Source organism: Bacteroides sp. OM05-10AA (assembly GCF_003439055.1).
Classification (GTDB): Bacteria; Bacteroidota; Bacteroidia; order Bacteroidales; family Bacteroidaceae; genus Bacteroides; species Bacteroides intestinigallinarum.
Genome location: NZ_QSUR01000009.1, coordinates 177,490 through 198,033, shown reverse-complemented (window position 1 = coordinate 198,033; position 20,544 = coordinate 177,490). Strand labels below are relative to the sequence as shown.

36 protein-coding genes are annotated in these 20,544 nt (G+C 36.3%); 32 read left to right on the top strand and 4 right to left on the bottom strand.

Annotated elements, in window-relative coordinates; genetic code table 11:
* Window positions 1-101: 101 nt before the first annotated feature.
* The 27 genes from DXB58_RS09390 (at window position 102) to DXB58_RS09265 (ending at window position 15,218) form a co-directional block, all read left to right on the top strand.
* Window positions 102-398 carry a hypothetical protein gene (locus DXB58_RS09390; RefSeq protein ID WP_122136644.1) on the top strand — a complete coding sequence of 99 codons (297 nt, stop codon included), beginning with the start codon at window positions 102-104 and terminating at the stop codon, window positions 396-398.
* A 3-nt stretch (window positions 399-401) separates the two neighbouring features.
* The gene (locus tag DXB58_RS09385; RefSeq protein WP_109114679.1) at window positions 402-611 is read left to right on the top strand and encodes a hypothetical protein; all 210 of its coding nucleotides are present in this window, start codon (window positions 402-404) and stop codon (window positions 609-611) included.
* Window positions 612-629: 18 nt separating this feature from the next.
* On the top strand, window positions 630-974 hold the full coding sequence (locus DXB58_RS09380; protein WP_122136643.1) for a hypothetical protein: 345 nt from the start codon (window positions 630-632) through the stop codon (window positions 972-974).
* Window positions 975-1,075: 101 nt separating this feature from the next.
* Entirely contained in the window at window positions 1,076-1,456 is a 381-nt protein-coding gene (locus tag DXB58_RS09375; protein ID WP_122136642.1) for a hypothetical protein, read from the top strand.
* Between the two features lie 288 nt (window positions 1,457-1,744).
* The gene (locus DXB58_RS09365) at window positions 1,745-2,083 is read left to right on the top strand and encodes a DUF551 domain-containing protein (RefSeq protein WP_233527267.1); all 339 of its coding nucleotides are present in this window, start codon (window positions 1,745-1,747) and stop codon (window positions 2,081-2,083) included.
* A 177-nt stretch (window positions 2,084-2,260) separates the two neighbouring features.
* Window positions 2,261-2,569 (top strand): hypothetical protein, encoded by a 309-nt coding sequence (locus DXB58_RS09360; protein WP_122136640.1) that lies wholly within the window; start codon window positions 2,261-2,263, stop codon window positions 2,567-2,569.
* A complete protein-coding gene (locus tag DXB58_RS27690) occupies window positions 2,566-2,718 on the top strand; it encodes a hypothetical protein (protein WP_158571557.1) in 153 nt (50 codons plus the stop codon). Before DXB58_RS09360 ends, DXB58_RS27690 begins: the two co-directional genes overlap by 4 nt.
* Window positions 2,719-2,721: 3 nt before the next feature.
* Window positions 2,722-2,910 carry a hypothetical protein gene (locus tag DXB58_RS09355; RefSeq protein ID WP_122136639.1) on the top strand — a complete coding sequence of 63 codons (189 nt, stop codon included), beginning with the start codon at window positions 2,722-2,724 and terminating at the stop codon, window positions 2,908-2,910.
* Window positions 2,907-3,221 carry a hypothetical protein gene (locus DXB58_RS09350; protein ID WP_122136638.1) on the top strand — a complete coding sequence of 105 codons (315 nt, stop codon included), beginning with the start codon at window positions 2,907-2,909 and terminating at the stop codon, window positions 3,219-3,221. Before DXB58_RS09355 ends, DXB58_RS09350 begins: the two co-directional genes overlap by 4 nt.
* Window positions 3,222-3,223: 2 nt before the next feature.
* Window positions 3,224-3,631, top strand: a complete 408-nt coding sequence (locus DXB58_RS09345) for a hypothetical protein (RefSeq protein WP_122136637.1) — start codon at window positions 3,224-3,226, stop codon at window positions 3,629-3,631.
* A complete protein-coding gene (locus DXB58_RS09340) occupies window positions 3,628-3,918 on the top strand; it encodes a hypothetical protein (protein ID WP_122136636.1) in 291 nt (96 codons plus the stop codon). Before DXB58_RS09345 ends, DXB58_RS09340 begins: the two co-directional genes overlap by 4 nt.
* A 108-nt stretch (window positions 3,919-4,026) precedes the next feature.
* Window positions 4,027-4,356 carry a hypothetical protein gene (locus DXB58_RS09335; RefSeq protein WP_147338721.1) on the top strand — a complete coding sequence of 110 codons (330 nt, stop codon included), beginning with the start codon at window positions 4,027-4,029 and terminating at the stop codon, window positions 4,354-4,356.
* A 21-nt stretch (window positions 4,357-4,377) separates the two neighbouring features.
* A complete protein-coding gene (locus DXB58_RS28350; RefSeq protein WP_255421150.1) occupies window positions 4,378-4,512 on the top strand; it encodes a hypothetical protein in 135 nt (44 codons plus the stop codon).
* A 65-nt stretch (window positions 4,513-4,577) separates the two neighbouring features.
* A complete protein-coding gene (locus DXB58_RS09330; RefSeq protein ID WP_122136634.1) occupies window positions 4,578-5,087 on the top strand; it encodes a terminase small subunit in 510 nt (169 codons plus the stop codon).
* Entirely contained in the window at window positions 5,084-6,961 is a 1,878-nt protein-coding gene (terL, locus tag DXB58_RS09325) for a phage terminase large subunit (protein WP_122136633.1), read from the top strand. The genes DXB58_RS09330 and terL overlap by 4 nt, the downstream gene beginning before the upstream one ends.
* 203 nt (window positions 6,962-7,164) lie before the next feature.
* Window positions 7,165-8,484, top strand: coding sequence for a phage portal protein (locus DXB58_RS09320; RefSeq protein WP_158571556.1), 1,320 nt, complete (start codon window positions 7,165-7,167; stop codon window positions 8,482-8,484).
* A complete protein-coding gene (locus DXB58_RS09315; RefSeq protein WP_122136631.1) occupies window positions 8,471-9,217 on the top strand; it encodes an HK97 family phage prohead protease in 747 nt (248 codons plus the stop codon). The genes DXB58_RS09320 and DXB58_RS09315 overlap by 14 nt, the downstream gene beginning before the upstream one ends.
* Window position 9,218: 1 nt before the next feature.
* The gene (locus DXB58_RS09310) at window positions 9,219-10,562 is read left to right on the top strand and encodes a phage major capsid protein (protein WP_122136630.1); all 1,344 of its coding nucleotides are present in this window, start codon (window positions 9,219-9,221) and stop codon (window positions 10,560-10,562) included.
* A 16-nt stretch (window positions 10,563-10,578) separates the two neighbouring features.
* Window positions 10,579-10,830, top strand: coding sequence for a hypothetical protein (locus DXB58_RS09305; protein WP_122136629.1), 252 nt, complete (start codon window positions 10,579-10,581; stop codon window positions 10,828-10,830).
* Between the two features lie 3 nt (window positions 10,831-10,833).
* Window positions 10,834-11,331: a hypothetical protein gene (locus tag DXB58_RS09300; protein ID WP_122136628.1), complete on the top strand. Its 498-nt coding sequence runs from the start codon at window positions 10,834-10,836 to the stop codon at window positions 11,329-11,331.
* A complete protein-coding gene (locus DXB58_RS09295) occupies window positions 11,328-11,846 on the top strand; it encodes a hypothetical protein (protein WP_122177655.1) in 519 nt (172 codons plus the stop codon). The genes DXB58_RS09300 and DXB58_RS09295 overlap by 4 nt, the downstream gene beginning before the upstream one ends.
* On the top strand, window positions 11,830-12,678 hold the full coding sequence (locus tag DXB58_RS09290) for a hypothetical protein (RefSeq protein ID WP_122136626.1): 849 nt from the start codon (window positions 11,830-11,832) through the stop codon (window positions 12,676-12,678). The genes DXB58_RS09295 and DXB58_RS09290 overlap by 17 nt, the downstream gene beginning before the upstream one ends.
* Window positions 12,666-12,854: a hypothetical protein gene (locus DXB58_RS09285; protein WP_122136625.1), complete on the top strand. Its 189-nt coding sequence runs from the start codon at window positions 12,666-12,668 to the stop codon at window positions 12,852-12,854. The genes DXB58_RS09290 and DXB58_RS09285 overlap by 13 nt, the downstream gene beginning before the upstream one ends.
* Window positions 12,855-12,916: 62 nt before the next feature.
* Window positions 12,917-13,441: a hypothetical protein gene (locus DXB58_RS09280; RefSeq protein ID WP_022042616.1), complete on the top strand. Its 525-nt coding sequence runs from the start codon at window positions 12,917-12,919 to the stop codon at window positions 13,439-13,441.
* On the top strand, window positions 13,438-13,623 hold the full coding sequence (locus tag DXB58_RS09275) for a hypothetical protein (RefSeq protein ID WP_122136623.1): 186 nt from the start codon (window positions 13,438-13,440) through the stop codon (window positions 13,621-13,623). Before DXB58_RS09280 ends, DXB58_RS09275 begins: the two co-directional genes overlap by 4 nt.
* A 460-nt stretch (window positions 13,624-14,083) precedes the next feature.
* Window positions 14,084-14,968, top strand: coding sequence for a phage antirepressor KilAC domain-containing protein (locus DXB58_RS09270; protein ID WP_122136622.1), 885 nt, complete (start codon window positions 14,084-14,086; stop codon window positions 14,966-14,968).
* A gap of 1 nt (window position 14,969) precedes the next feature.
* Complete coding sequence (locus DXB58_RS09265; RefSeq protein WP_147338719.1) at window positions 14,970-15,218, top strand: hypothetical protein; 249 nt, start codon at window positions 14,970-14,972, stop codon at window positions 15,216-15,218.
* A gap of 94 nt (window positions 15,219-15,312) precedes the next feature.
* Here the strand turns inward: DXB58_RS09265 and DXB58_RS27685 are convergent, their stop codons facing one another.
* The 4 genes from DXB58_RS27685 to DXB58_RS09245 form a co-directional block, all read right to left on the bottom strand.
* The gene (locus DXB58_RS27685) at window positions 15,313-15,486 is read right to left on the bottom strand and encodes a hypothetical protein (protein ID WP_158571555.1); all 174 of its coding nucleotides are present in this window, start codon (window positions 15,484-15,486) and stop codon (window positions 15,313-15,315) included.
* A 7-nt stretch (window positions 15,487-15,493) separates the two neighbouring features.
* Window positions 15,494-15,925: a hypothetical protein gene (locus tag DXB58_RS09260; protein ID WP_122136620.1), complete on the bottom strand. Its 432-nt coding sequence runs from the start codon at window positions 15,923-15,925 to the stop codon at window positions 15,494-15,496.
* 56 nt (window positions 15,926-15,981) lie between these two features.
* On the bottom strand, window positions 15,982-16,758 hold the full coding sequence (locus tag DXB58_RS09255; protein ID WP_122136619.1) for a phage antirepressor KilAC domain-containing protein: 777 nt from the start codon (window positions 16,756-16,758) through the stop codon (window positions 15,982-15,984).
* Window positions 16,759-17,168: 410 nt separating this feature from the next.
* Complete coding sequence (locus DXB58_RS09245) at window positions 17,169-17,375, bottom strand: hypothetical protein (protein ID WP_233527266.1); 207 nt, start codon at window positions 17,373-17,375, stop codon at window positions 17,169-17,171.
* A gap of 255 nt (window positions 17,376-17,630) precedes the next feature.
* On the opposite strand from DXB58_RS09245, the gene DXB58_RS09240 reads away from it, so the two are divergent.
* The 5 genes from DXB58_RS09240 to DXB58_RS09220 all read left to right on the top strand — a co-directional run bounded on the left by DXB58_RS09240 (window position 17,631) and on the right by DXB58_RS09220 (window position 20,541).
* Window positions 17,631-17,939: a helix-turn-helix domain-containing protein gene (locus tag DXB58_RS09240; RefSeq protein ID WP_122136616.1), complete on the top strand. Its 309-nt coding sequence runs from the start codon at window positions 17,631-17,633 to the stop codon at window positions 17,937-17,939.
* Between the two features lie 65 nt (window positions 17,940-18,004).
* A complete protein-coding gene (locus DXB58_RS09235) occupies window positions 18,005-18,667 on the top strand; it encodes a hypothetical protein (RefSeq protein WP_122136615.1) in 663 nt (220 codons plus the stop codon).
* A gap of 5 nt (window positions 18,668-18,672) precedes the next feature.
* Window positions 18,673-19,155: a hypothetical protein gene (locus DXB58_RS09230; protein WP_122136614.1), complete on the top strand. Its 483-nt coding sequence runs from the start codon at window positions 18,673-18,675 to the stop codon at window positions 19,153-19,155.
* A 577-nt stretch (window positions 19,156-19,732) separates the two neighbouring features.
* A complete protein-coding gene (locus DXB58_RS09225) occupies window positions 19,733-20,134 on the top strand; it encodes a hypothetical protein (RefSeq protein WP_122136613.1) in 402 nt (133 codons plus the stop codon).
* A complete protein-coding gene (locus tag DXB58_RS09220) occupies window positions 20,131-20,541 on the top strand; it encodes a hypothetical protein (RefSeq protein ID WP_122136612.1) in 411 nt (136 codons plus the stop codon). Before DXB58_RS09225 ends, DXB58_RS09220 begins: the two co-directional genes overlap by 4 nt.
* Window positions 20,542-20,544: the final 3 nt, after the last annotated feature.

Below are 20,544 nucleotides of genomic sequence, written 5' to 3'. Positions count from 1 at the left end.
ATTATCTTGATTTGCTTCATGAACTGATAGATGAATGCAAGATAAGGATAGAAGGGAAAGAAATGGAATTGGAGTAAAACCAATTAATAAAGAACTGAAGTATGATAAATAAAAACGTAAAAATGGATGACCGTACAGACGTTACGGTGGTGGAATTTGGAACAGGTGACATCCACATAATAGGCTTAGACTGGAATGAAGAGAATGCTCATGGCGTTTTATTTTCGGAGGATGTACCAAAAGACGTTACTAAGTGGAACACCGTGGATAATGTAATTAAAAACATATCAGAGGCTAAAAACCCCGTTGTTCTCCGTTTCACTCGCATAGAATCAATAGAACAACTCATAGACTCTTTGGTTGAAGTCAGAAACGCTTTCAAAATAAGAAGGAACTAAAGTATGACACAAGAAAAATTCATTGCATTGTCAAAAGAAAAGGTTGCAAAATTGAATAAAGGTTCAAAAGAAGCAGAGGAAGCATGGAGAGCCGGGTATCTGTATTTAGCAGAGCAGTTACGTATCAGCTTCAATAACAAAACGCAACTTTACTTTTTAGAAGAAGTAGAAGAAATTGTCGAGGACTCTTACGAACTTGATGAATTTGAATAACGTAAAACAAAATTAGATATGAGTAAATTAGTAAAAGATATACAGACTAATCCAAAACCGATGTTTTACGCATGTGTTTTGGAAGGATTGCGAAAAATAGCTTTGAAGTGCGGGTATGCACTTGCAGTTCATGGAACATGTGCATCTGACCTCGACTTAATAGCTGTACGATGGAGCGATAACTACGAGTCACCTACCTATTTAATGGAACAGTTCGTGCAGGAGTTAACTCATTATAGCTTCTGTGAGATGGATACTATTGAATTAACATGCCCGGAAAGAAGATATAAGAATCAGATACATTATTCTATCCCGATTATCGGTGATTGGTATGTTGATTTGACTGTTATAGATTGTGTTTAACTAATAACAAAATTAGAAACGAGCCAATAACGGATGGGACGGTAGAAATCCGGCAATTAAATAGATGTTCACCCATCATGAGGCTCTTAACCTGAATACAAATGAATAAACCGAAAGTAATAGAGAAGTTCGCTGATAATGGTGAACATTCTCATTGGGAACTGATAGACTCGGACACAGGAACAGTGCTTTGGTCAGAGGATTCAAATGTTAATGAGATAATAGAAATAGAAGGATACAAGTTTCGTAGAGGTGATATCTATGATATTTATGATTGCGAGCGTGATAAACAGATGTTCCTTAATCGTGAAGCTGGATTTATAGTCAGGACTTATGGAGATAAAAATCATAAGCCACAGGAATTCAGATTTGGAGAACCTATTGCCTATGAAAGCACCTCATACGATATATACGGAAAGAAAGATAAATGGAAAAAACGAATGAATGAGGCTATTGCTTTATGGAAAAACTCACCTAAATAATAATCGTATAACAATAAAGAAAGGAACTAAAAGATGATACTCACTACTGGTAAGATAGTATTCGTTACCGATTCAGATGATTCAGACTGCTATATTGAGAACTTAAGGACGGAGTACAACACAAATCTTTATCGCATAAAGATTGATAGAACGCTTAAACCTCCCCATTACCAGCTATTCCAGGAGTATAAGGAGGGCAAACGAATATTGTGCCGTGAGTTATTTTCTTCCAGCAAGCTGGAAAAGATTGTAAAATATATAAGTGAAAACATTCAATAAGAAAAAGATATGAAACAGACATTAGAAGAAGCAGCAAAAGAATATGCAAATGAAAATTGCTGGATTCCAGAAGAACTACATGATTCAGAGATTCCTGATTATATGGAACATTTTGCCAAGCACTTTATCGCTGGTGCTGAATGGAACGCAAAGCAATCTCCATGGATAAGCGTAGAGGACAGGTTGCCGGATAATCAAGACATAGTATTAGTACGTGGTGAATATGGTGGAAAGTGCACTGCCTATCTTCATGGCAAAAATAGTGGATTTATTACTTACGGAGAAGACGCTTATAAAGTCTTCGGAGAAATTACCCACTGGATGCCAATACCGAAGTTTGACGAATAAATATTAGAAAGGAGATTAATAAATGACTGAAGAAGCAGCAAAAGAACTGTTTCAATATGAACAATCTTTATTGGAACAATATGGGCATATAAGTGTAATAACCTTTGACGAGTGGTGTAAAATTAAAAAAATTAAGATAGAATATACTAGAACAGATTAAAGAGAAAGGAGATTGATATGAAAGCAAAAATAAAAACAACCGGAGAAATTGTGGAGGTTGAGGATTTATATGATGATGGTACTGCCTTAGTGAAGGACAGATATTTCAAAGTGTCAGAATTGGACTTCTTTGAAGATTTTGAAGCCATTGATTGGGAACAGAGGCGCTATGAAATAGCAAAATCTGCCATGCAAGGAATGCTTGCACATTCTACAAGATATAAACCTAGAAATCCAAATACGAATTGGCATAATGCCATTGCGGAAGAAGCTAAAGAATTATCAGACGCTCTTATCAAAGAATTAAAGAAAGAAACAAAGTTATGAGAACAGCAATATTTTTAGGAGCAATAGTAATTGCTGCAAGTATTAATAGCAATTTTATTCATGGAGGCACAGATCTACTATCTGTAGTTCTGTTTATTTTTATAGGGGTAGATATTATTGATTTATGTATTAAAATAAAGAAAGGATAAGTCATGTATGTAGCAAGAGATAAAGGTGGTGATTTATATCTTTTTCAAACAAGACCAAGAAAGGGTGATAAATTACATATCTGGCTAGAGGAATGTATCAATAATATGATTAAGCTTGATGCTTCTTTATTTCCCGAAGTAAGTTGGGAAGATGAAGAGCCGACAGAAGTTGAATTAGTAAAGAAGTTATGAATAAGATATTACTTGCTAACTGTGGAACATTAGAACCTTCTACACTTTCCACTTTAAAAGATAAATGTACCGAATTGGGGTATGAATTAGTTGAGGAAGAAAAACTCAAAGTTGAACTTCCCAAAGAGAAAGTTTACACTATTATGCAGCCACCACCGCCTTTGCCGGATATAACAATGCTGGACAGTCCAGTCAGTAATTGCAGAAAAGTTCGTTCTTATCATGAGGGTGATAATATTCACTACAATAAATGTATCAGCAAACGTAGAAAAAAGAACAAAAATAAGAAAACGCATAGAAGGAGGAAATAACTATGGGATTTACAACAGCAGCGTTTATACGCAAAAATACACCGGAACTCCGGAAAAAGTTGGAGGAATTGGGATATAAAGACGCTTCTACGGTACAAGATAATTATACCGCAATATATACAGATGAGGAAGAGGGCGAGTTTTTCACACAGTATTTATCTAATATTACAGATGATGAAATTGCAGTCGATTGCGGAACCAACGAAGAGCTTTTCATTTCTATAGCAGCATTGAGGGATGATATTGATATACACCAATGGTTTACAGATGGCAAAGAATGGTTCCAATGTCGTTTTTTTAAAGTAGGCATGCATTATTCTGATAAGCCAGAGATTTTGTTTGAAAGATGGCATAAGGCTACCGTAGAAGAGCTAATCGAACACTTTAGAGGAAAGGAGGAAGACAAATGAAAGAAGATTTTGTAACATTAGAGACAGCATATCTGCTGAAAGAGAAAGGAATGTATATAGATATACGATTTCCTACTAAATACATCGCCCAGAAATGGCTACGTGAAACTAAGAACCTGCATGTTGAAATATCCTATATGTATGGGAATTATTGGATATATGACATACTGACGATTCCAAAACATGACATGGTAGGATTGTCGGATAGACCACTTATCCATTACATCACCTACGAAGAAGCATTGGAAGCTGGAATACAGGAAGCATTAAAACTAGTGAAGGAATAGCCATGCCAACAAGTGGATCTCGTTTCCGTTATGAATGCCACGGAGAGATAAAAACCAATAAAGGCATTCTAGTACAAACAAGCCTATTTGGTGTATAACAAATCAGAAATGAAAGTATCACTTAAAAAGGCTTTTACCATATTAGATGGAAGGCTATCAACGAAAATGGATGATGTATATGAAATGCTGAATTTTATATTCTCCGAAAACCTTTATACACATCAAATTCCAACAGCTATGCGAAGGTTAAAAGAGTCGAACCCCGATTGGTTTTCGGATGGAGTAGACATAATTGAATCTATAAAGCAGAATTACAATACAAATGATTTTCAAGAACTCATGGAGATTATTGATAAAGAGTTTTATGCTTATGAGATTGATTTGGGAAAAGTTGAAGCGTTAATAAACTTTTCAGATGGATTATTTCCTAAAGAATAAACACTCAAAATAATAAGAATTATGAACCAAGAAGACCTACTGGCGGAATGTATGAAGGAAGCCATGAAAGTGGAGTTCCTTCATACCAGCGAAGAAATCAAATTATGGGCTTATTCCCTGTATAATGCGAAAATATGGGGGAGGAGTGTGAAGTAATAAACAGGAATTTATTAACTTTGTGCTACATGTCAAGTGGCATGTAGCTAATCAGACGAAAAGACATGAAGTTATCAGTAAAACAGGAAAATTTTTGTAACTACTATATTGAGTGCGGAAACGCATCCGAGGCTTATCGTCGTGCATATCCAAGTAGTGAAAATTGGGCTGATAAAGTGGTATGGACAAAAGCGTCGGCTCTGTTAGATAATGGTAAGGTTTTGGTAAGGGTAAAAGAGCTTCAAGAAGAACTAAAGAAGAAATCAGACATTACAAAAGAAGAAGTATTGAAGATGCTAAGAAGCTTTATGTATGCTGATATACGCAATTTCCTTACCATAAAAAACGGCAATGTTACTTTCAAAGATAGTGAGGACTGGACTGACGAAATGGCAATGCAAGTCGAAAGCGTTAAACAGGGGAAAGAGGGGATTGAAATAAAACTGAATGGACGTACATGGACCATCCAAAGGATATGTAAAATGCTTGGCTTTGATTCTCCGCAAGATATGAATGTAAATATTGTATCTCCTATGACCAAAGAGGAAGCCAAACGAATAATAGAGGACTTATGACAGGAGAAGGATATGATTACATACGAGCATTTTGCTTATCAGGGACGTTAAATTATACGAGATACTTCTTTAAAGCAAGATTCGGTCGCAAATTTGTAGTAAACGACCATCACGTAAGGATATGCCAGGCTCTTGATGATGTGATTGACGGAAAGATAAAAAAGCTGATAATAAATATAGCTCCCAGATATTCCAAGACAGAATTAGTAGTTAAGAATTTCATATCGTATGGGCTTGCAATCAATCCATCTGCAAAATTTCTTCATTTATCTTATTCGGATGATCTGGCTAATGATAATTCAGAAGAGGTAAGGGATATAGTTAAGTCGGAAGAGTATAAGCGTGTATTTCCTTATGTGGACATTAAGAAAACAAGCGATGCCAAAAAGAAGTGGTATACAACAGAAGGCGGAGGAATGTACGCAACGGCTGCCGGAGGACAGGTGACAGGCTTTGGGGCTGGTGCTGTCGATGAGGAAAACGATCTATCCAAAGAATTGGAAGAGTTCAAACCGTCGTCTAAATTTGCAGGTGCATTGATTATTGATGATCCGGTTAAGCCTGAAGATGCAATATCTGACACTCCCAGAGAAAAGGTTAACCAGAGATTTGAAACAACTATAAGAAATCGTGTTAATTCACGAAATACTCCTATAATAATCATCATGCAAAGGCTGCACGAGCATGATCTTTGTGGGTATTTGATGGAAACAGAGCCAGGAGAATGGAATGTCTTGTCTCTTCCGGCAATAGTATATGAGGATGGTAAGGAGAAGGCTTTATGGGAGTTTAAGCACACTCTCGAAGAGTTACATAGGATGCAAAGGGTGAACAGCTATGTTTTTGAAACTCAATATATGCAGAATCCAACGCCTATGGAGGGCTTGATGTATGGAAAGTTTAAGACTTATGAGACTATTCCGATAACCAATAGAGCAATAAGGAAAAACTACACAGATACAGCCGATACCGGAAGCGATTATTTATGCTCTATTGATTACATAGATACGGAGATTGGGAATTTCATTATTGATGTCCTTTTTACGCAAAAAGAGATGGAGTTTACCGAGCCGGAAACTGCTAAGATGCTTACTAAAGACCAAATATCTAAAGCAAATATAGAAAGTAACAATGGGGGAAGGGGATTTGCCAGAAATGTAGAGAAGCAGATGCGGATGATTGGCAATCCCAAAACTCAAGTAAGTTGGTTTCATCAGTCTAAAAACAAAGAGGTTCGCATCTTTACCAGGTCTTCCGAAGTGATGAATCTTACTTATTTCCCTGCTGATTGGGAAAGAAGATGGCCGGAGTTTGCATCTCAACTGAAAACATATAGGAAGAGAGGGGAAAATGCTCACGAAGATGCCTGCGACGCTCTTACAGGAACAGTGGAAATGAGAGGTGAGATAGATGTCTTATACTACAAGAAAGAGGAAATAGGGGCAAATAATCAGGTATTTGTTGAAATACATCCAAATATAAACGGATTATTTGTATTAGTTTCTTTTTGCGTCGTTGGTGGAAAAGTGTTTATGCTTGATTGTTTCTTTTTTGACTCTTTACTTCCGGTTGATCGTCTTAATAATATTGAAGGGAATGTACAGATGGAAATACCTGTTGAAATGAAGCATTATGCGGATGATTACAGGAGGAATGTTAATCATAATTTGTGGGTAAGAGAAGAAGCAACAGACAAGAAAACTATGATTGAATCGTATAAATCGATTATTAAGACAATCTACTTCCCAGAGTCCGACGATTCATTTTCTGCCTTAATCGCTAACATGTCTGATTATGATGGGATTAATAGCTTTGAAGGCATGTATGTGCTATCTTGTGTGTGCGCTCGTGTGAAATCTTTAAAGATGCTATAATTACGAATAATAATTATCTATTTTTATTTGGACTAAATAGAAATTATTTCTATATTTGCAGTGAGGATACCAATCCCTTCGTGTGAAGATGCACGGAACCTATACTTTTTTATGCTATCGGCTCTTTCGTTAGCATGTATGTCCGTAAAGACCACTTCATTTCGTAGGGAATGGTTATCTCAAATCAGATAATCATTCTTTTTATGTCTAAATTAGGAAATTGGTTTCAAAAAAAGATTAATATATCTGCTCCTTCCATGAGGGAGGCGGTAAAAACTATCGAAAAAGATTCTAAAGGGAATTTCTGGTATCTTACCAATTTCTTCTCCCCATCAGGTAAAATCAAAAATGACTATGATCTAACTTTGGATCAAGATAAAGCTGATTCTCTTCTTGTATGTACTCCGTTCTCTACTGTTATAAATAAAGTCGGTTCTCTCTTCGCAAATGGGAGAATATATGTCACAGACAAGGATGGGAATGAAAAAGAGGGATATAACGATATTAGAGAATTGCTGTCACGTCCTAATCCGCTTCAGACGAGAGTAGGATTCTTCAAAGAGATCGAGATGTCATTGAAACTTTTTGGATATTGCCCTATTTTTACTGTAAGATCGTCCAGAAAATCATTGCCACTTGCAATGTATGTTATTCCTGCGCAAATTTTTCACATGGTTTCGTCTGGTAAGCTATTTCGCCAGTATGATATAGAAGATATTGTTTCTAAAGTTTATCTTGAATGGAATGGATTGCAGGAAGAGTTATCTGACGAAGACTATCTTGTAATTTATGATAGTTCTGCTAACATAAATGGAGCCAATCAAGACATTAATTTTTCGTCTGTTACAGATTCGCTCTCTATGCCGGTCAATAATTGGATAGCAGCAATGACGGCTAGCTATCAATTAATTGTAAACGGTGGACCCAAGGGTATAATATATTCCGATTATACAGATAAAATGGGAAATGGAGCTATGACTCCAGAAGAGAAAGAAGTATTAGAAACCAAATTAAAAGAGAAATACGGTATTCTCAATAAATTTCCTATCCTGACATCAAAAATAAAACTTGGTTGGATTCCCTTGAATTATGATGCATCCCAGCTTAAACTTCACGAAGAGGATGAACGGTGTAGTAGAAAGATATGTAATGCAATAGGTATTGACTATAGTTTATTTGATGAATCTAAATATGACAACAAAAGCATAGCGGAAAAATCAGCTTACCAAGGTCTTATTATTCCTGATTCGGAGAAAGTGACAGAAGCTTTGACGGAGGCTATTTGTCCGAAAGGCGTTTTTATAAAGTTAGACTATACTCATATTGATTGCCTTCAGCAAGACAAATCAGCATCTTCTTCTGCATTTCAGAAAATGGCTTCCTCTTTAATTCAATTAGTTGAAAAGGGGCAAATAACTCTTGATGAATCCAGGAATGAGCTGGCAAAGTTTATTGATATTGATCCGGACAATCCCAAAGGTGAATTAAAAACTAATAACTCTATTGAAAATGGACAAGGCTAATAAATATAATGGAAGAATGGGAATGCAATATAAGACATTCTCCATTTATGCTAAAGAGGTAAACTACGACAATGAAAGCCGGACTATTAGCGGTTACGCTGCGATCTTTGGCAATAAAGACAAAGCTGGAGACATATTGGTTAAAGGCTGTTTTTCAAAAAGTATTCAAGATCGAGGTCCGGAAAGTTCTGCAAATGACAAGATAATCATGTTGTGGATGCATAACATGAATGAACCCATAGGACGGATTACAGTATTAAACGAAGATGAAAAAGGACTTTATTTTGAAGCTGTAATAGACGAAGTGCCACGAGGTGAGCAAGCAATAAAACAGCTTGAATCCGGAACTTTAAACCAGTTCTCGATCGGATATCAGTACGTGTGGGAGAATTGCGAATACGATGCGGAAAAAGACGCTTTTATTGTGAAAGAAGTAAAGTTGTATGAAATATCAGTAGTCTCTATCGGTTGTAATGGAGAAACTGAATATTTGGGGCTAAAATCCATAGAGGATGCCGAAAAAGCTTATGAAGAATTAAATGCCGAAATATCTGAAGTGTGTTCAGGGATGCCCGCATCCAAACAACAAAAGATACAGAGAATTATATCAAAAGCAATGTCACTTGCATCATTCAGGCCGGAGAGTCGGAAAGAATCTACACCTGAAGGAGATGGAGCCGACATGCACGGCAATAAGGTAAAATCAATGTTCAAAAATTTAAAATTAAAGTAGTATGGGAAAAGAAGTGAAAAAGGTTGAGTTTAAGGATTTCCTTGATACCAAAGGATTGTCCGAAGACGAATCTAAAGTTTTTGAAGTGTTTTCCAAGGGGCTGGATGGCTACATGGAGGCTCTTTTCGCCCAGTTCATGAACGATGAGATTGATTCAAAGTCAATGAAAGAATCAATTGATAATGCAACAAAATCTATCGAAGAACTGAAAAAAGAAATCAAAGGATTTGCAGATAGTGAATCTATCAATGAACGTTTAAAATCATTTGAAGAAACAATCGTTCGGATCAAAGCCGCGACCGAGAAAACAAAAGGAGGCGATATCAGATTTAAGTCTCTTGGAGAACAAATTGCTGATGCTTGCAAAGGTTTTGTAACCGAGATTAACGGAGTCAAAATAATTGATGTTGAAGCTCTAAAGAAAAAGGGTGGAATTAAATTTGATGTCGTAGTGAAAGCTGCTGCCGCTCCTGTAATGACTACAGGCGGAAGTCCTGTTGCCGGTGGAATTACAATTGACGATCAAATCAGTGTAGCTCCTCGTAAACGTGCATCTATCCGTGACGTGGCTAATGTAGCAAGTATTTCTACTCCGTCCGTAGTATATGCTGAATTGAAAGATGTTACCGGTGATGCTGCATGGGTTCCCGAAGGAGGTTTAAAACCTTCAATGACAGCATCCGTGGAGACTGTTACCGTTTCTGCTGGAAAGGTAGCTTTGACAGCCAAGGTTACAACTGAAGTTTTACAAGATATTCCGCAATTGGAAAGAGAAATTGAAGCCGAGATTATCAATAAGATTGGTTTGAAAGAAGAAGATGGTATTTTCAATGGTACCGGAACCGGTGGCCAGATAAAAGGAGTCGGTGATTCTATTCCGGCATTTTCTTTGACGGGGATTGAAGTATCCAAATCACCTAATATGTATGATGCAATCGTTGCCGCCTATACACAGATTGTAAGCGTGAGCAACATGGCCTACTCTCCGAATGCCATTCGGATGAATCCGGTAGATTACGCAAATATGCAGCTCACAAAGAACGACAATGGTGATTATATCCGCCCGTTCAAGATTGGGGATGAATTGATTACCGGACTCCGTGTAATTCAAGATCCGAATGTAACGCTCGGTTCTTTCCAGATGGGAGACTTCCGTTATCTGTTTATTCGGGATTATGTTGTTCTTTCTATGAGTATAGGCTGGGAGAATGACGACTTTACTAAGAACTTGGTTACTATCTTGGGAGAAAAGAGAATGCTTGCTTATATCAAGTCGCAGTACAAGACGGCATTTGTAGCTGATACATTTGCCAATGTGGTTACTGCTATAACCAAAAGTGCTTAACGTTAAAAGATAAAATATGAAAAGAAGTAATATTAATACAGCAAAAAGCGACAAGTCCTATAATCTGGACTTGTCGGAAGTGCACAAAGTGACATTCCAAAAGGATTTCGGTGCATTTAAAGCAGGGGATGAAACCCATGTTTCTCTTCCGATTGCGATGAAATGGGTAAAGATGGGAATAGTTTCGGAAACTTCTGAAATTACTTCTGCGGCCGCCACCGCAGGATGCTCCGATCTTTTGAAAAAAGATAAGAAGAAAGGAGAATAAACGATGATTATTGACGGCTCATACTTTACGGGAGTGCTAAGTCTCGGTATTATCTGGGATATAGACGATGATTCAATCACAAGAAAGGTAGAAAGGGATAATCTTCAATCGTATATCGACTTATACGAGAAAAAGTATCTCCGAATGGTCTTGGGAAAAAGTATGAGTCGTGAATTCATTGAATATATCCTATCAGGCGAGAATGATGTCGATAAATGGGAAAAACTGAAAGAAAAGCTTTCTAATAAAGGATATAGTCCAATAGCCAATTATGTGTATTTTCACTATGTTAGGCGGTGCGGGATAGTACAAACTCCGGTAGGGACTACATACGCCTCTGATGATAAAAAGGCTGACCCAAACCCTCTTTTGATTTCTGCGTGGAATGACATGGTACAGATGAATGAAGATTTGTATGATTTCCTGGAATCAAATAAGGAATATGAAGGTTTTGTTTTTAATACAACCATGCTTGAATGTATAAATGGACTGGGAATATGAAATCAATAAACGATATATTTAGAGAAATTGTAGCTGATACCGCCAAGGCATACGGCAATAATGTATCTTATATGTTTGGGGATTGGGAGTATATTGCCGGTCAATTAACCGAATGGAGTCAGTCTCAAGAGAAAAGCAAGCTAAAGTTTCCTATTATATGCCTCTATTCTCCATATATTGAGGATCGTACATCTAAAGTTCCAAACGCCAGCCTTGAGTTTATTATTATGGTTGATACACTCAAAAAATATACCAATGAAGAAAGGGAAAGAGTATCATTTGTGTCGGTTCTCCGGCCAATATATGAAGCATTCATAAAAAGTATACTATCTTCTCCCGATCTAGTAAATGAGTATAACGGTATAATTCCTCATTTATATACGGAAAACTACCGGTATGGCAGAAAAGGTGTGGAAGCTGATGGTAAACCATTTAGAGACTTCATCGACGCTATCGAGATAAAGAATTTGAATATTAAAATTAAAAATATTAAGTGCTATGGCAACAGAATTTAGAGAATGTGCCGGTGTAGCTCAATTTAATACCGGTACTTCAAAATGTTTGTTTGATCCTGGAAAGGTAAAAGCTATTATCCTTACAATGCACGGGTACAAACTTCCGGCAAATGCAACTGCAGAGCTGTTGGAAGCAGCTTGTCATGACGACAGACCTAATCGAATCTTCCCGATCAAAACTATTATTGAATATGCTCCGTCGGGTGGCGAAGCCAACAAGAGCGCTACTGGATATGGTCCTAACAAAATTACTTCGTATTCTGCAAAGGATGATGTTTGGACTGTAGACGAATACGACGCAAGTTTGAAAGCCAATATCATGGTAGTCAAAGGCGTTGCTTTTGATGCGTACTTCGTAGACGAAAACAATGTTGTGTACGGTATGAATGATGGAACTGGCGTTCTTGCCGGTATTCCTCTTTCCGGTGTGTATCCAGGCGGTCAAGATTGGGATTCATCCGGTACGGAAGCCAACCTTACCATAGGAACTATGTTCAAGGACTACGAGAAATACGTGAAGAATGCTGATTACCGTGTATATAAGTTTGATGTAGTAGAAGCCTTAAAAGGGCTTGTCTATGTGGATCTTGTAAAAATGGACTCCGGAGAAAACAATTACAAGCTGAAAGAGCATTTCGGTAATCTTGATGTTACTTCTTTCTTTGGTGCGGCACTGGCAGAAGGTGCAACAAGTTGTTTTGATGGTAGTGTGTCTGCCGTTAAATATGAGAACGGAAATTTGGTTATCACGGCTACAGGAACTCCTTCATTAAAATCACCAAAGGTTCTTCAAGAGAATGGGGTTGTAGGTATTGAGCAATGGGTATCATGAAAGTAGAGGGAATCAATTTCGTAGACGAAGAAGTCCGGAAAATGAAGAAAAAGGAGTTTATTGCTAAGCATAAAGTTCTTTTTTCTGACCGGACTGAAATAGAGAAGGAAAATATCCTCTCTGATATCTATGATAAGATAGTAGGTGTCAGATCTCCTTTAGAGGATACTATTTAAAGTGGTTTGTTTTCAGGAAGGGGGAGGGCGTTTGCCTTCCCTTTTCTCTTATATGTTTGCGTATGGCTACAATAAAAGAAGCATTGGATAATGTGACAGCTTTTGTTAATGGGTTTGAAGGAGAGATTCAAAATACCATGGATTCAAACAAATCTCTTGTTAGGGAATTTGTGACGGAGCAGTTGTATTCAGGTGTAAATGGGAATGATAAGCCATTACGACCGACTTACTTGAATGACCCTTGGTTTGCTACTGATGAAGCCGGGAAGTGGAAGAACAATGCAAAGGGGTATGCTAAGATGAAGAAGAGGATAACAAAACCTACCCCCTCTTTCCAAGGTTATCCGGCTAGGGATATTTATACTCCCAACCTCATTATAACAGGCGAATTCTATGATTCTATACGTGTCTCTTCGTCCTCAAAGGGATTGAAGATAGAAACGAGAGGAAGCGACATAGGACCGGATATAGAAAGGAAGTATGGAAGCGCCATATTGGGAGTAGGAGGGAAGTCCCGTGAATACTTCCTCAAGTATGTGCTTAACCCGGCTCTCAAAAATTACTTTTCAAAATTTGGCGTATTATGAGTTGTTGGTGTCAAGGTAATAAAAGGCTTGCTTCTATAGAGAAAATGCGGGAAATCGCAAGAAAAGCTGCAAAAATGGAGAAATCGGTGTTTATTCTTTATTCCAAGGAGGATGGCAGTATTTGGTATGCAAAAGAGGGGGAAGATTACAAAGGTGTTTTCGTCGAATATATATATCCGTAATACGAAGAATAGAACAATGTTCATGGTGTGTAGTTAGAAAAATTACGGGGGTTATACAAAAAGTGTAGGAAATATAGAACAAAATAGTGAGTTGCTATAAGTTTACTAGTGCATAAGTCGGTTTTAGTACAAAAAGACAAATAAACCACAATAAGCGAATTGTGGTTTTCCGGAAGTGAAAATTTTAGGCTTATAATTGGATATGAAATAAATTTGTGCATAGAAAATAATACGGCTATCCTCACGGCTGAAAGATATAACGCCATCGGTGAGAAGTGAGGAGCTTGCCTTTGGCGCTTTTTTTATATGCCAGGCGTGGTAGGTTCAGCAGGTCGGTAAGGCGTGAAGAGGTTCGAATCCTCGCTTGCTACAAAATCGGTCAAATTAAAATCCCCAAAAGCAGAATATTGACCGAACTGCTAATGGGGACATTTATTTACTTTTAATTTTATGCAATGACATGAAAGCATTAAATTACAGGAGCAAAGATAGTGAAATTATTCCTATCAGCAATAGTCTTTTTGTATCAAATGATGTGAAAGGGGATGATGCAAGTCTAAGTCTTATTTGTAAATCCAATTTTTTAGGGCATGAGATCAATGTATATGGTTCATCTGAATCTCCCTTGTTCCTTGCTAAGGATGTGGCAGAATGGATTGAGCATTCAGATGTATCAACTATGGTGAGAACGGTTGATGAAGATGAAAAGCTGACCCAAACATTGTTTGTATCAGGTCAAAGAAGAGAATGTAACTTTCTCACAGAGGATGGTTTGTATGAAGTATTGATGCAATCTCGCAAGCCAATAGCTAAGCAGTTTAAGAAGGGTATAAAACAAATCTTGCGTGAAATACGCACTACTGGAGGATATATAGCCACCAAACAGGATGATACTCCTGAAGAAATTATGGCACGAGCCTTATTGCTTGCGCAAGCCACTTTGGCAAAGAGAGAAGAAAGATTAAAACAACTTGAAGCCCAAAGCGAGCAGCAACAAGCAATTATAGAACTACAAGAAAAGAAAATAAACCAAGCTACACCAAAAGTAGACTATTATGACAAGACATTATCAAGTACAGGATATCTTACAGTAAATATGATAGCGGCTTGTTTGGGAATTTCCGACATCAAGTTGAATAAGCTTCTTTGCCAATGGGGAATACAGTATAAGGAAAGTGGGGTGTATTATCTCTATTCTAAATACAGAAACAAAGGGTATACAGTGCACCGCCCATATCCATACAGGAGTAGTACAGGAGAAATCAAGACAAGACAACACATGTACTGGACGGAAATAGGGAAAAAGTTTATTATTGAGTTTTATAATTCTAAAATGGCAGCGTAATATGGAAACACCAATGGAGAAGCCTCTTGCACTTCTTGAAGAAGAGGAAATATTAAAAGTTGAATCAGAGAGAAATTCATGCATTATCTCTCACATCATAGGAGTACCTTTTATGGAGATAGCCTTTTATAAGACCTATGACGGTCTCTTAACCTTAGGTCTTAAAATGGATGGAAAAACAGAGCATATATCTATTGAATCAGCAAGGAAACTAAATAAATATCTGACAGAAATGTTATCAGATATTTAGTCTTAATTCACTATAATACAATAAAGAAAGGGCAGCCCTAAAGCTACCCTTTCCCACCTCCTTAACAAGAGATGTCGCCCGATTTGGTCGTCGGCTATCTTAGTAAATTCTGATTAAGTGTTCTAAGGTCGAATTTAGGACTTTTAGGCTTCCCGGTACACTTTATTACCTTCATCTCTATTCGTACATTCTCCGCCATAATAAGTGGGTACATCTTATCAATCCACTGATCTATTTCTTCGGGAGTCATTCTTCTTTTTCTTTCCATATCGGTATTAGTTTAGCATATTGGATATTCTGATTAACTTCTTTACAAATTCTTCTTCGTCTCCAAATCCTGAACGGGAAAAGTCCCGGAAGGCTCTGAAAACTTTCATGCAAGCAACGCCCTCGATAGGCTTGTAGTCACACTCGAAAGTGCTCATCCGTGGAATCTCAATCAAAGAGAATCTATACCGTTGCTTCTTGCTGGGCTTGAACCCGTTCGGGTAGTACTTGTCCGCCAGTCTCCTTATCCCTTCTACGAATAATTCTTTAGCGTATTCCTTGCTATTTTCCGTGTAGCGGGAATATTCCCTTACGAACGGGATTATCTTCGAAATAAAAGCCGGAAATGTGGCTTCCTCGAATGGCATATAGCTCTGTACTTCGTTGTATATCTTGTTTATCTGTCTACTTTGCTTCAGTGTGAAATAATTCTGTTTCATAGTGCCTTTTCTTTTTTTGATTATAAACTTTTCGATGTAAATGTATGTAGCGTGTGTTATGCTGCTCTTTCGTTATTAAATATCTTATGAAGGAAAGCCCTTCCTAATTCAGTCCATACGGTTATCGTATTGGTTCCTATGCTTCCGTCCGATCGAGTGAACTGACTTGTTCTTGTTTTTGTGTACCCGTTTTCACTATATCTAGCTGTCAGCATCCATTGGCCGGACTGATAAAACATGACTCCCTTTTCTTTTAGGGACTTGTGAAGCTGCTCGGCTGTTCTCAATGACAGTTCTTTCGCCATCTGGGTAGATGTGTAGGTGTTGACTGATTGAAGCACACTATCTACGTATTGCACTTTTGGGGCTGCCTGCTTGATTTCATTTGTAAGGCAGGCGTTTTGCTGTTCCAACATTGCTTTCTCCGCTTTGGCTTGTTCCAGGCGTTTGCTTAGTACTTGCATGGCGTAGGCTATTGCTTCATCGTCGTTGCTGACGGTCGTTACTCCAGTCTTTAAGAGTTCTTTGATACGGTCATTGCACCATAAATAAAAATCTGGAGACAGCCATTGAGCAAAAATTAGTGCTAAATCTTCATATAACCAGGTTCCTTGATTGTTACCACCCTGATTTACAATAACTAATCCCGTTGCGGGAATTCCCGTTTTGGCTGATAATGAAATAATTAGCTCATTAGTTTGTTTCAACGAAAGCCAATCATTTGTACGTTTATTGAATGGCTTTGCCATTTGTGTGGCGTTAATCATTGTATTTTCGCCACTCATAAAAGAAATTTGACTACCTTTGTAGTCGTAAACTACTGGTGTATTCATATAATTGAGTTGTTTACAGTGGGCAGATGCTACGAACGTCTGCTCACATTGTTAATAATAGGTTAGCACATGAAAAACTGTCGTTATCGTCACCGAACATCTTATATCCAGCAAGCAGGCTTAAAACGATGATTGTCATTTCTATCATAATCCTATCTTACTAAATAAGTTTAAATAAATAATCTGCGTTTTCGATAAAGCAGTAAATAGTAAAATACCCTTCTTGACAATCAGCATATATTATACTATTTCCTTTTTCTGAACCGTCTTGTAAAACAGTATATAATCTATTGATTACGATGTTATTTCGGTTAGCATGCTTTATCAGGATATTAATCTGGTCAAGTTTTGTTATTTCTATCATATCCGTATATTTTAATGGTTGGCAGGGCAAAAGCCCTGCTGGTTAATTATAGATTCATGTAAATGCAAGTAAAGTCACATTCTTCATCGTAGTCAACTTCCAGCTCCTTTTTGCCTGCGAAGAAGTTTTTTATTTTGGCTACTGCGTTATCATTTCTTCCATCGAAAGAAAATGTAGCCGATTTCTTTAAAACTGTGACCTCGATAGTTATTCCGGCAATTACTGATAATGTTCTTTCTAATTCTGTTTTCATAATCTTTATTTTTTAGTTGTTATTACTTTATTTCCTTTTTGATGTTACAAATGTAGGGGTTTATGGCAACACAAACAAACTTTGTAGCTGTAAAATGTAGCCGTTTAATAAACTTTTGCATATACAGACATGTTATGGTATATGATTACATACTTATTAACGATTAAATATTTTGATGTAGTAAATAGCTACTTTTGTTGTATTATTGATTTTCTTGTTTTATATTTGTGGCGTTTATTATAATATACTTTTAATATGGATATAAAAAGCATTATTAAAGAAAAAGGCTACACAATACAAGATGTAGCAAAAAAGATGGGGGTTAACAGGGTTACTCTTACTCTAACTTTACAAGGAAATCCAACCTATAAAAAGCTGAAAGAAATAGCAGATGCTATAGATTGTGATATAGTTGATTTCTTCCGTGATGAAGTTTCAAATTTGAGTACACATCAAATAAAAGAGGAAGAACTTACCGCCCTAATTAATCACAAAGGAAACTTCTATAAAGCTAATACAATAGCCGAATTAGAGAAAATTGTAGCTGAAATAAAAGAAATATAAGGAAATATTTGCTTTTTTGTGTATTTGTATGTTAATTTGCTTTCGTACAACCAATACATAATATTATGAGGACTGCATTAACACATTGCTTTTTTATAGTACTAACTTTTCTCTTTGCCTCTTGTGGATCATTGCCAAAGCCTTACTCTTATACAGGCATTCTTGATTATTCAGATTTTACTCGAAATGGCATATTTGTAACAGAATCCCCTACGGTTAATTTTGATTATACTCCTATAGGAAGTTTGGTTTCTAAATCTGAAGGTGGATATATAAATACGACCTATAAAGAGCCTGTCATAAGTGATTGTTTTACCGATATGATAAAAAAGATAAAATCATCAGGAGCCAATGGAGTTATAGGGTTAAAAATTAATTTTGATTACTTTAAAAATCAATACACACACCGTTTATCAAGCATATATGTTACAGGAATGGTAATTAAGTCAATAAATGAAATTCCAGTTGCAGAAGTGAGTAAAGATAACAAAGAGTATTTATGTGCTATAGAAGGTATTGGATGCTATGTAATTGATAGGCAAAATAATGGAATCAAAATACAGACGGAAAAGCTTCTAAACGAAGAACAAATTAGAGCTTTTTATAAGAAACATTCTTTTGGTGGAAAGATGTTACAATTCTTTTTAGGTTCAGAAAGAGAGGCTTACTATGGTATTTCTGATGGATTTATCATTGATTACAAAACAAATTCTTTTGTAAAGCTATAACATACATGAAAAACGTTTTATTTATACTATTATCTTTATTATTCATCTCTTGCTCAAAAGACGATGATAAAATTGATCCTTCCCAATTCATTGGTGATTATGAATTGAAGAGTTGTTTTACCGATACAGACTTTTATTCAGATGCAGAAGGAGGATGCGAAATATTCAAGGTCGGTAATACCATAAGAATAAGTTTCTATGTTGATAAAAACAGCAATGAGAATATTTCTTTTGATGGTTACTTTGACGGAGACCAGCTGTTAACCTCGGATGAAGAAAACTTCGGCAAAATTTGGGAAGGCTCGCTGGGAATATACATAGATCAGGTTGATGGAACTACTTATGAATTTTGGAAATCTTCATATGTAAATTCTGGTGGTTCTTCCTCTTCGGGCAGATGTCAAGCGATAACTCAAAAAGGTACTCAATGTAAACGTAAGGCTAGTAAGGGGAGTATATATTGTTGGCAGCATAAAAACAATCATTAATCATATTTCCATCTCCTAACCAAATAACACAATAGAATCATGAAAGTTCCTTCCCGCCCTTCGCAAGAGGGGCGGTTTTTTGTTTCTAATATAACTGTTATTAGTGTTCTTCCCTTACCTGATAGCCAGCTAGAAACTCGTGGTCTTAGTCGGCGAGAAGATGGGAGTGAAACTGTTAATAATTAACATTAAGAGCTTAGTGATGGTTAAATAACCATTGGAAATGATGAATTTAGTGATCGTTTGTTGGGTGTTTGTTGTTGTATTTGTATATTTGCACGTCGATAAATACGATACGCATAATTATATAGCAATAACACTCACTAGAAATATAGATTGTCTAACAATTAATTATTTCTACGAAAGGAGATAAAAATGAAGCCATTATTGTACACGCAACACACATTGATGATAGAAAACTCTTCTATATCATTTCTTATGCAAATGAATCAACTAAGGGATAAGAAGATGCTCCATTTAGAAAGAGAAGATTTATTTATTTCCCCCCAATAAATAAACAATGTTTGGCGTATAGTATATGATTTAAAATCACCAATTAATATAACGCAATTGTAAAATGCCTATTGTAAAAGCAAAGTCTGAAGAAAACATTATTGCTGCTAATTTGTTAGTAGATAATGGGAAGCTTGCATCATCAATTCATTGTTTATATTACTCTTGTTTCCAATTATCTAAATATGTGTTAGCTCATTATGAGGGATTTAGTTATGATATTCAAGATAGGGAAACTAAATCTGTAGATTCTCATTTTTATATTTCTAGTCATATAAGTGATAAGTTATCCCAAAAGAATAGATTTTATGGAATTGACTATAATACTTATCATAGCACATTAAAAATGTTAAGAAAAAGAGCAGATTATTCTAACGAGGAAATAACAGACAGAGATGTTGCTAGAGCCAAAGATAACGCTGAAAAATTGAACAAATTACTCACTGAAAAATATGGAATATTATGAATGCTAAAGATTTTATTACTGAAAGTTTGGTTAGAATCGCTAATGAAATATCTCAAATCAACATAAGGTATGCTTATGATGAGATTACTAATTTCCATATTATAGAAATTTCTCCAGAAGAAATAAGAAGAGGGGATGAAAAATATATGGAGATGGAATATGAGTTGTGGAATAATTTTCGTACAATGTTTCCTCATGAGGATATTTTAATTTGTGAAATTAGCGATACAAATAATATGGATAATATATTATTTGAAAAAATAGCCCCAATATCCATTTCAGGGTATACTTCTTGTGAAAGTTCATGTGTTATTCCAGATTTTGACGGGATATATCAATCTTTCAATTATACAATTACTGAAAATAATTATACCAATACAATTGAACATTTTAATCTTGCAGCTTAAATT

Bases quoted from the DNA above. Each gene is read 5' to 3' on its own strand.
- DXB58_RS09390 (WP_122136644.1), top strand. From the start codon at position 102: ATGATAAATAAAAACGTAAAAATGGATGACCGTACAGACGTTACGGTG.
- DXB58_RS09385 (WP_109114679.1), top strand. From the start codon at position 402: ATGACACAAGAAAAATTCATTGCATTGTCAAAAGAAAAGGTTGCAAAA.
- DXB58_RS09380 (WP_122136643.1), top strand. From the start codon at position 630: ATGAGTAAATTAGTAAAAGATATACAGACTAATCCAAAACCGATGTTT.
- DXB58_RS09375 (WP_122136642.1), top strand. From the start codon at position 1,076: ATGAATAAACCGAAAGTAATAGAGAAGTTCGCTGATAATGGTGAACAT.
- DXB58_RS09365 (WP_233527267.1), top strand. From the start codon at position 1,745: ATGAAACAGACATTAGAAGAAGCAGCAAAAGAATATGCAAATGAAAAT.
- DXB58_RS09360 (WP_122136640.1), top strand. From the start codon at position 2,261: ATGAAAGCAAAAATAAAAACAACCGGAGAAATTGTGGAGGTTGAGGAT.
- DXB58_RS27690 (WP_158571557.1), top strand. From the start codon at position 2,566: ATGAGAACAGCAATATTTTTAGGAGCAATAGTAATTGCTGCAAGTATT.
- DXB58_RS09355 (WP_122136639.1), top strand. From the start codon at position 2,722: ATGTATGTAGCAAGAGATAAAGGTGGTGATTTATATCTTTTTCAAACA.
- DXB58_RS09350 (WP_122136638.1), top strand. From the start codon at position 2,907: ATGAATAAGATATTACTTGCTAACTGTGGAACATTAGAACCTTCTACA.
- DXB58_RS09345 (WP_122136637.1), top strand. From the start codon at position 3,224: ATGGGATTTACAACAGCAGCGTTTATACGCAAAAATACACCGGAACTC.
- DXB58_RS09340 (WP_122136636.1), top strand. From the start codon at position 3,628: ATGAAAGAAGATTTTGTAACATTAGAGACAGCATATCTGCTGAAAGAG.
- DXB58_RS09335 (WP_147338721.1), top strand. From the start codon at position 4,027: ATGAAAGTATCACTTAAAAAGGCTTTTACCATATTAGATGGAAGGCTA.
- DXB58_RS28350 (WP_255421150.1), top strand. From the start codon at position 4,378: ATGAACCAAGAAGACCTACTGGCGGAATGTATGAAGGAAGCCATGAAA.
- DXB58_RS09330 (WP_122136634.1), top strand. From the start codon at position 4,578: ATGAAGTTATCAGTAAAACAGGAAAATTTTTGTAACTACTATATTGAG.
- terL (WP_122136633.1), top strand. From the start codon at position 5,084: ATGACAGGAGAAGGATATGATTACATACGAGCATTTTGCTTATCAGGG.
- DXB58_RS09320 (WP_158571556.1), top strand. From the start codon at position 7,165: ATGTCTAAATTAGGAAATTGGTTTCAAAAAAAGATTAATATATCTGCT.
- DXB58_RS09315 (WP_122136631.1), top strand. From the start codon at position 8,471: ATGGACAAGGCTAATAAATATAATGGAAGAATGGGAATGCAATATAAG.
- DXB58_RS09310 (WP_122136630.1), top strand. From the start codon at position 9,219: ATGGGAAAAGAAGTGAAAAAGGTTGAGTTTAAGGATTTCCTTGATACC.
- DXB58_RS09305 (WP_122136629.1), top strand. From the start codon at position 10,579: ATGAAAAGAAGTAATATTAATACAGCAAAAAGCGACAAGTCCTATAAT.
- DXB58_RS09300 (WP_122136628.1), top strand. From the start codon at position 10,834: ATGATTATTGACGGCTCATACTTTACGGGAGTGCTAAGTCTCGGTATT.
- DXB58_RS09295 (WP_122177655.1), top strand. From the start codon at position 11,328: ATGAAATCAATAAACGATATATTTAGAGAAATTGTAGCTGATACCGCC.
- DXB58_RS09290 (WP_122136626.1), top strand. From the start codon at position 11,830: ATGGCAACAGAATTTAGAGAATGTGCCGGTGTAGCTCAATTTAATACC.
- DXB58_RS09285 (WP_122136625.1), top strand. From the start codon at position 12,666: ATGGGTATCATGAAAGTAGAGGGAATCAATTTCGTAGACGAAGAAGTC.
- DXB58_RS09280 (WP_022042616.1), top strand. From the start codon at position 12,917: ATGGCTACAATAAAAGAAGCATTGGATAATGTGACAGCTTTTGTTAAT.
- DXB58_RS09275 (WP_122136623.1), top strand. From the start codon at position 13,438: ATGAGTTGTTGGTGTCAAGGTAATAAAAGGCTTGCTTCTATAGAGAAA.
- DXB58_RS09270 (WP_122136622.1), top strand. From the start codon at position 14,084: ATGAAAGCATTAAATTACAGGAGCAAAGATAGTGAAATTATTCCTATC.
- DXB58_RS09265 (WP_147338719.1), top strand. From the start codon at position 14,970: ATGGAAACACCAATGGAGAAGCCTCTTGCACTTCTTGAAGAAGAGGAA.
- DXB58_RS27685 (WP_158571555.1), bottom strand. From the start codon at position 15,486: ATGGAAAGAAAAAGAAGAATGACTCCCGAAGAAATAGATCAGTGGATT.
- DXB58_RS09260 (WP_122136620.1), bottom strand. From the start codon at position 15,925: ATGAAACAGAATTATTTCACACTGAAGCAAAGTAGACAGATAAACAAG.
- DXB58_RS09255 (WP_122136619.1), bottom strand. From the start codon at position 16,758: ATGAATACACCAGTAGTTTACGACTACAAAGGTAGTCAAATTTCTTTT.
- DXB58_RS09245 (WP_233527266.1), bottom strand. From the start codon at position 17,375: ATGAAAACAGAATTAGAAAGAACATTATCAGTAATTGCCGGAATAACT.
- DXB58_RS09240 (WP_122136616.1), top strand. From the start codon at position 17,631: ATGGATATAAAAAGCATTATTAAAGAAAAAGGCTACACAATACAAGAT.
- DXB58_RS09235 (WP_122136615.1), top strand. From the start codon at position 18,005: ATGAGGACTGCATTAACACATTGCTTTTTTATAGTACTAACTTTTCTC.
- DXB58_RS09230 (WP_122136614.1), top strand. From the start codon at position 18,673: ATGAAAAACGTTTTATTTATACTATTATCTTTATTATTCATCTCTTGC.
- DXB58_RS09225 (WP_122136613.1), top strand. From the start codon at position 19,733: ATGCCTATTGTAAAAGCAAAGTCTGAAGAAAACATTATTGCTGCTAAT.
- DXB58_RS09220 (WP_122136612.1), top strand. From the start codon at position 20,131: ATGAATGCTAAAGATTTTATTACTGAAAGTTTGGTTAGAATCGCTAAT.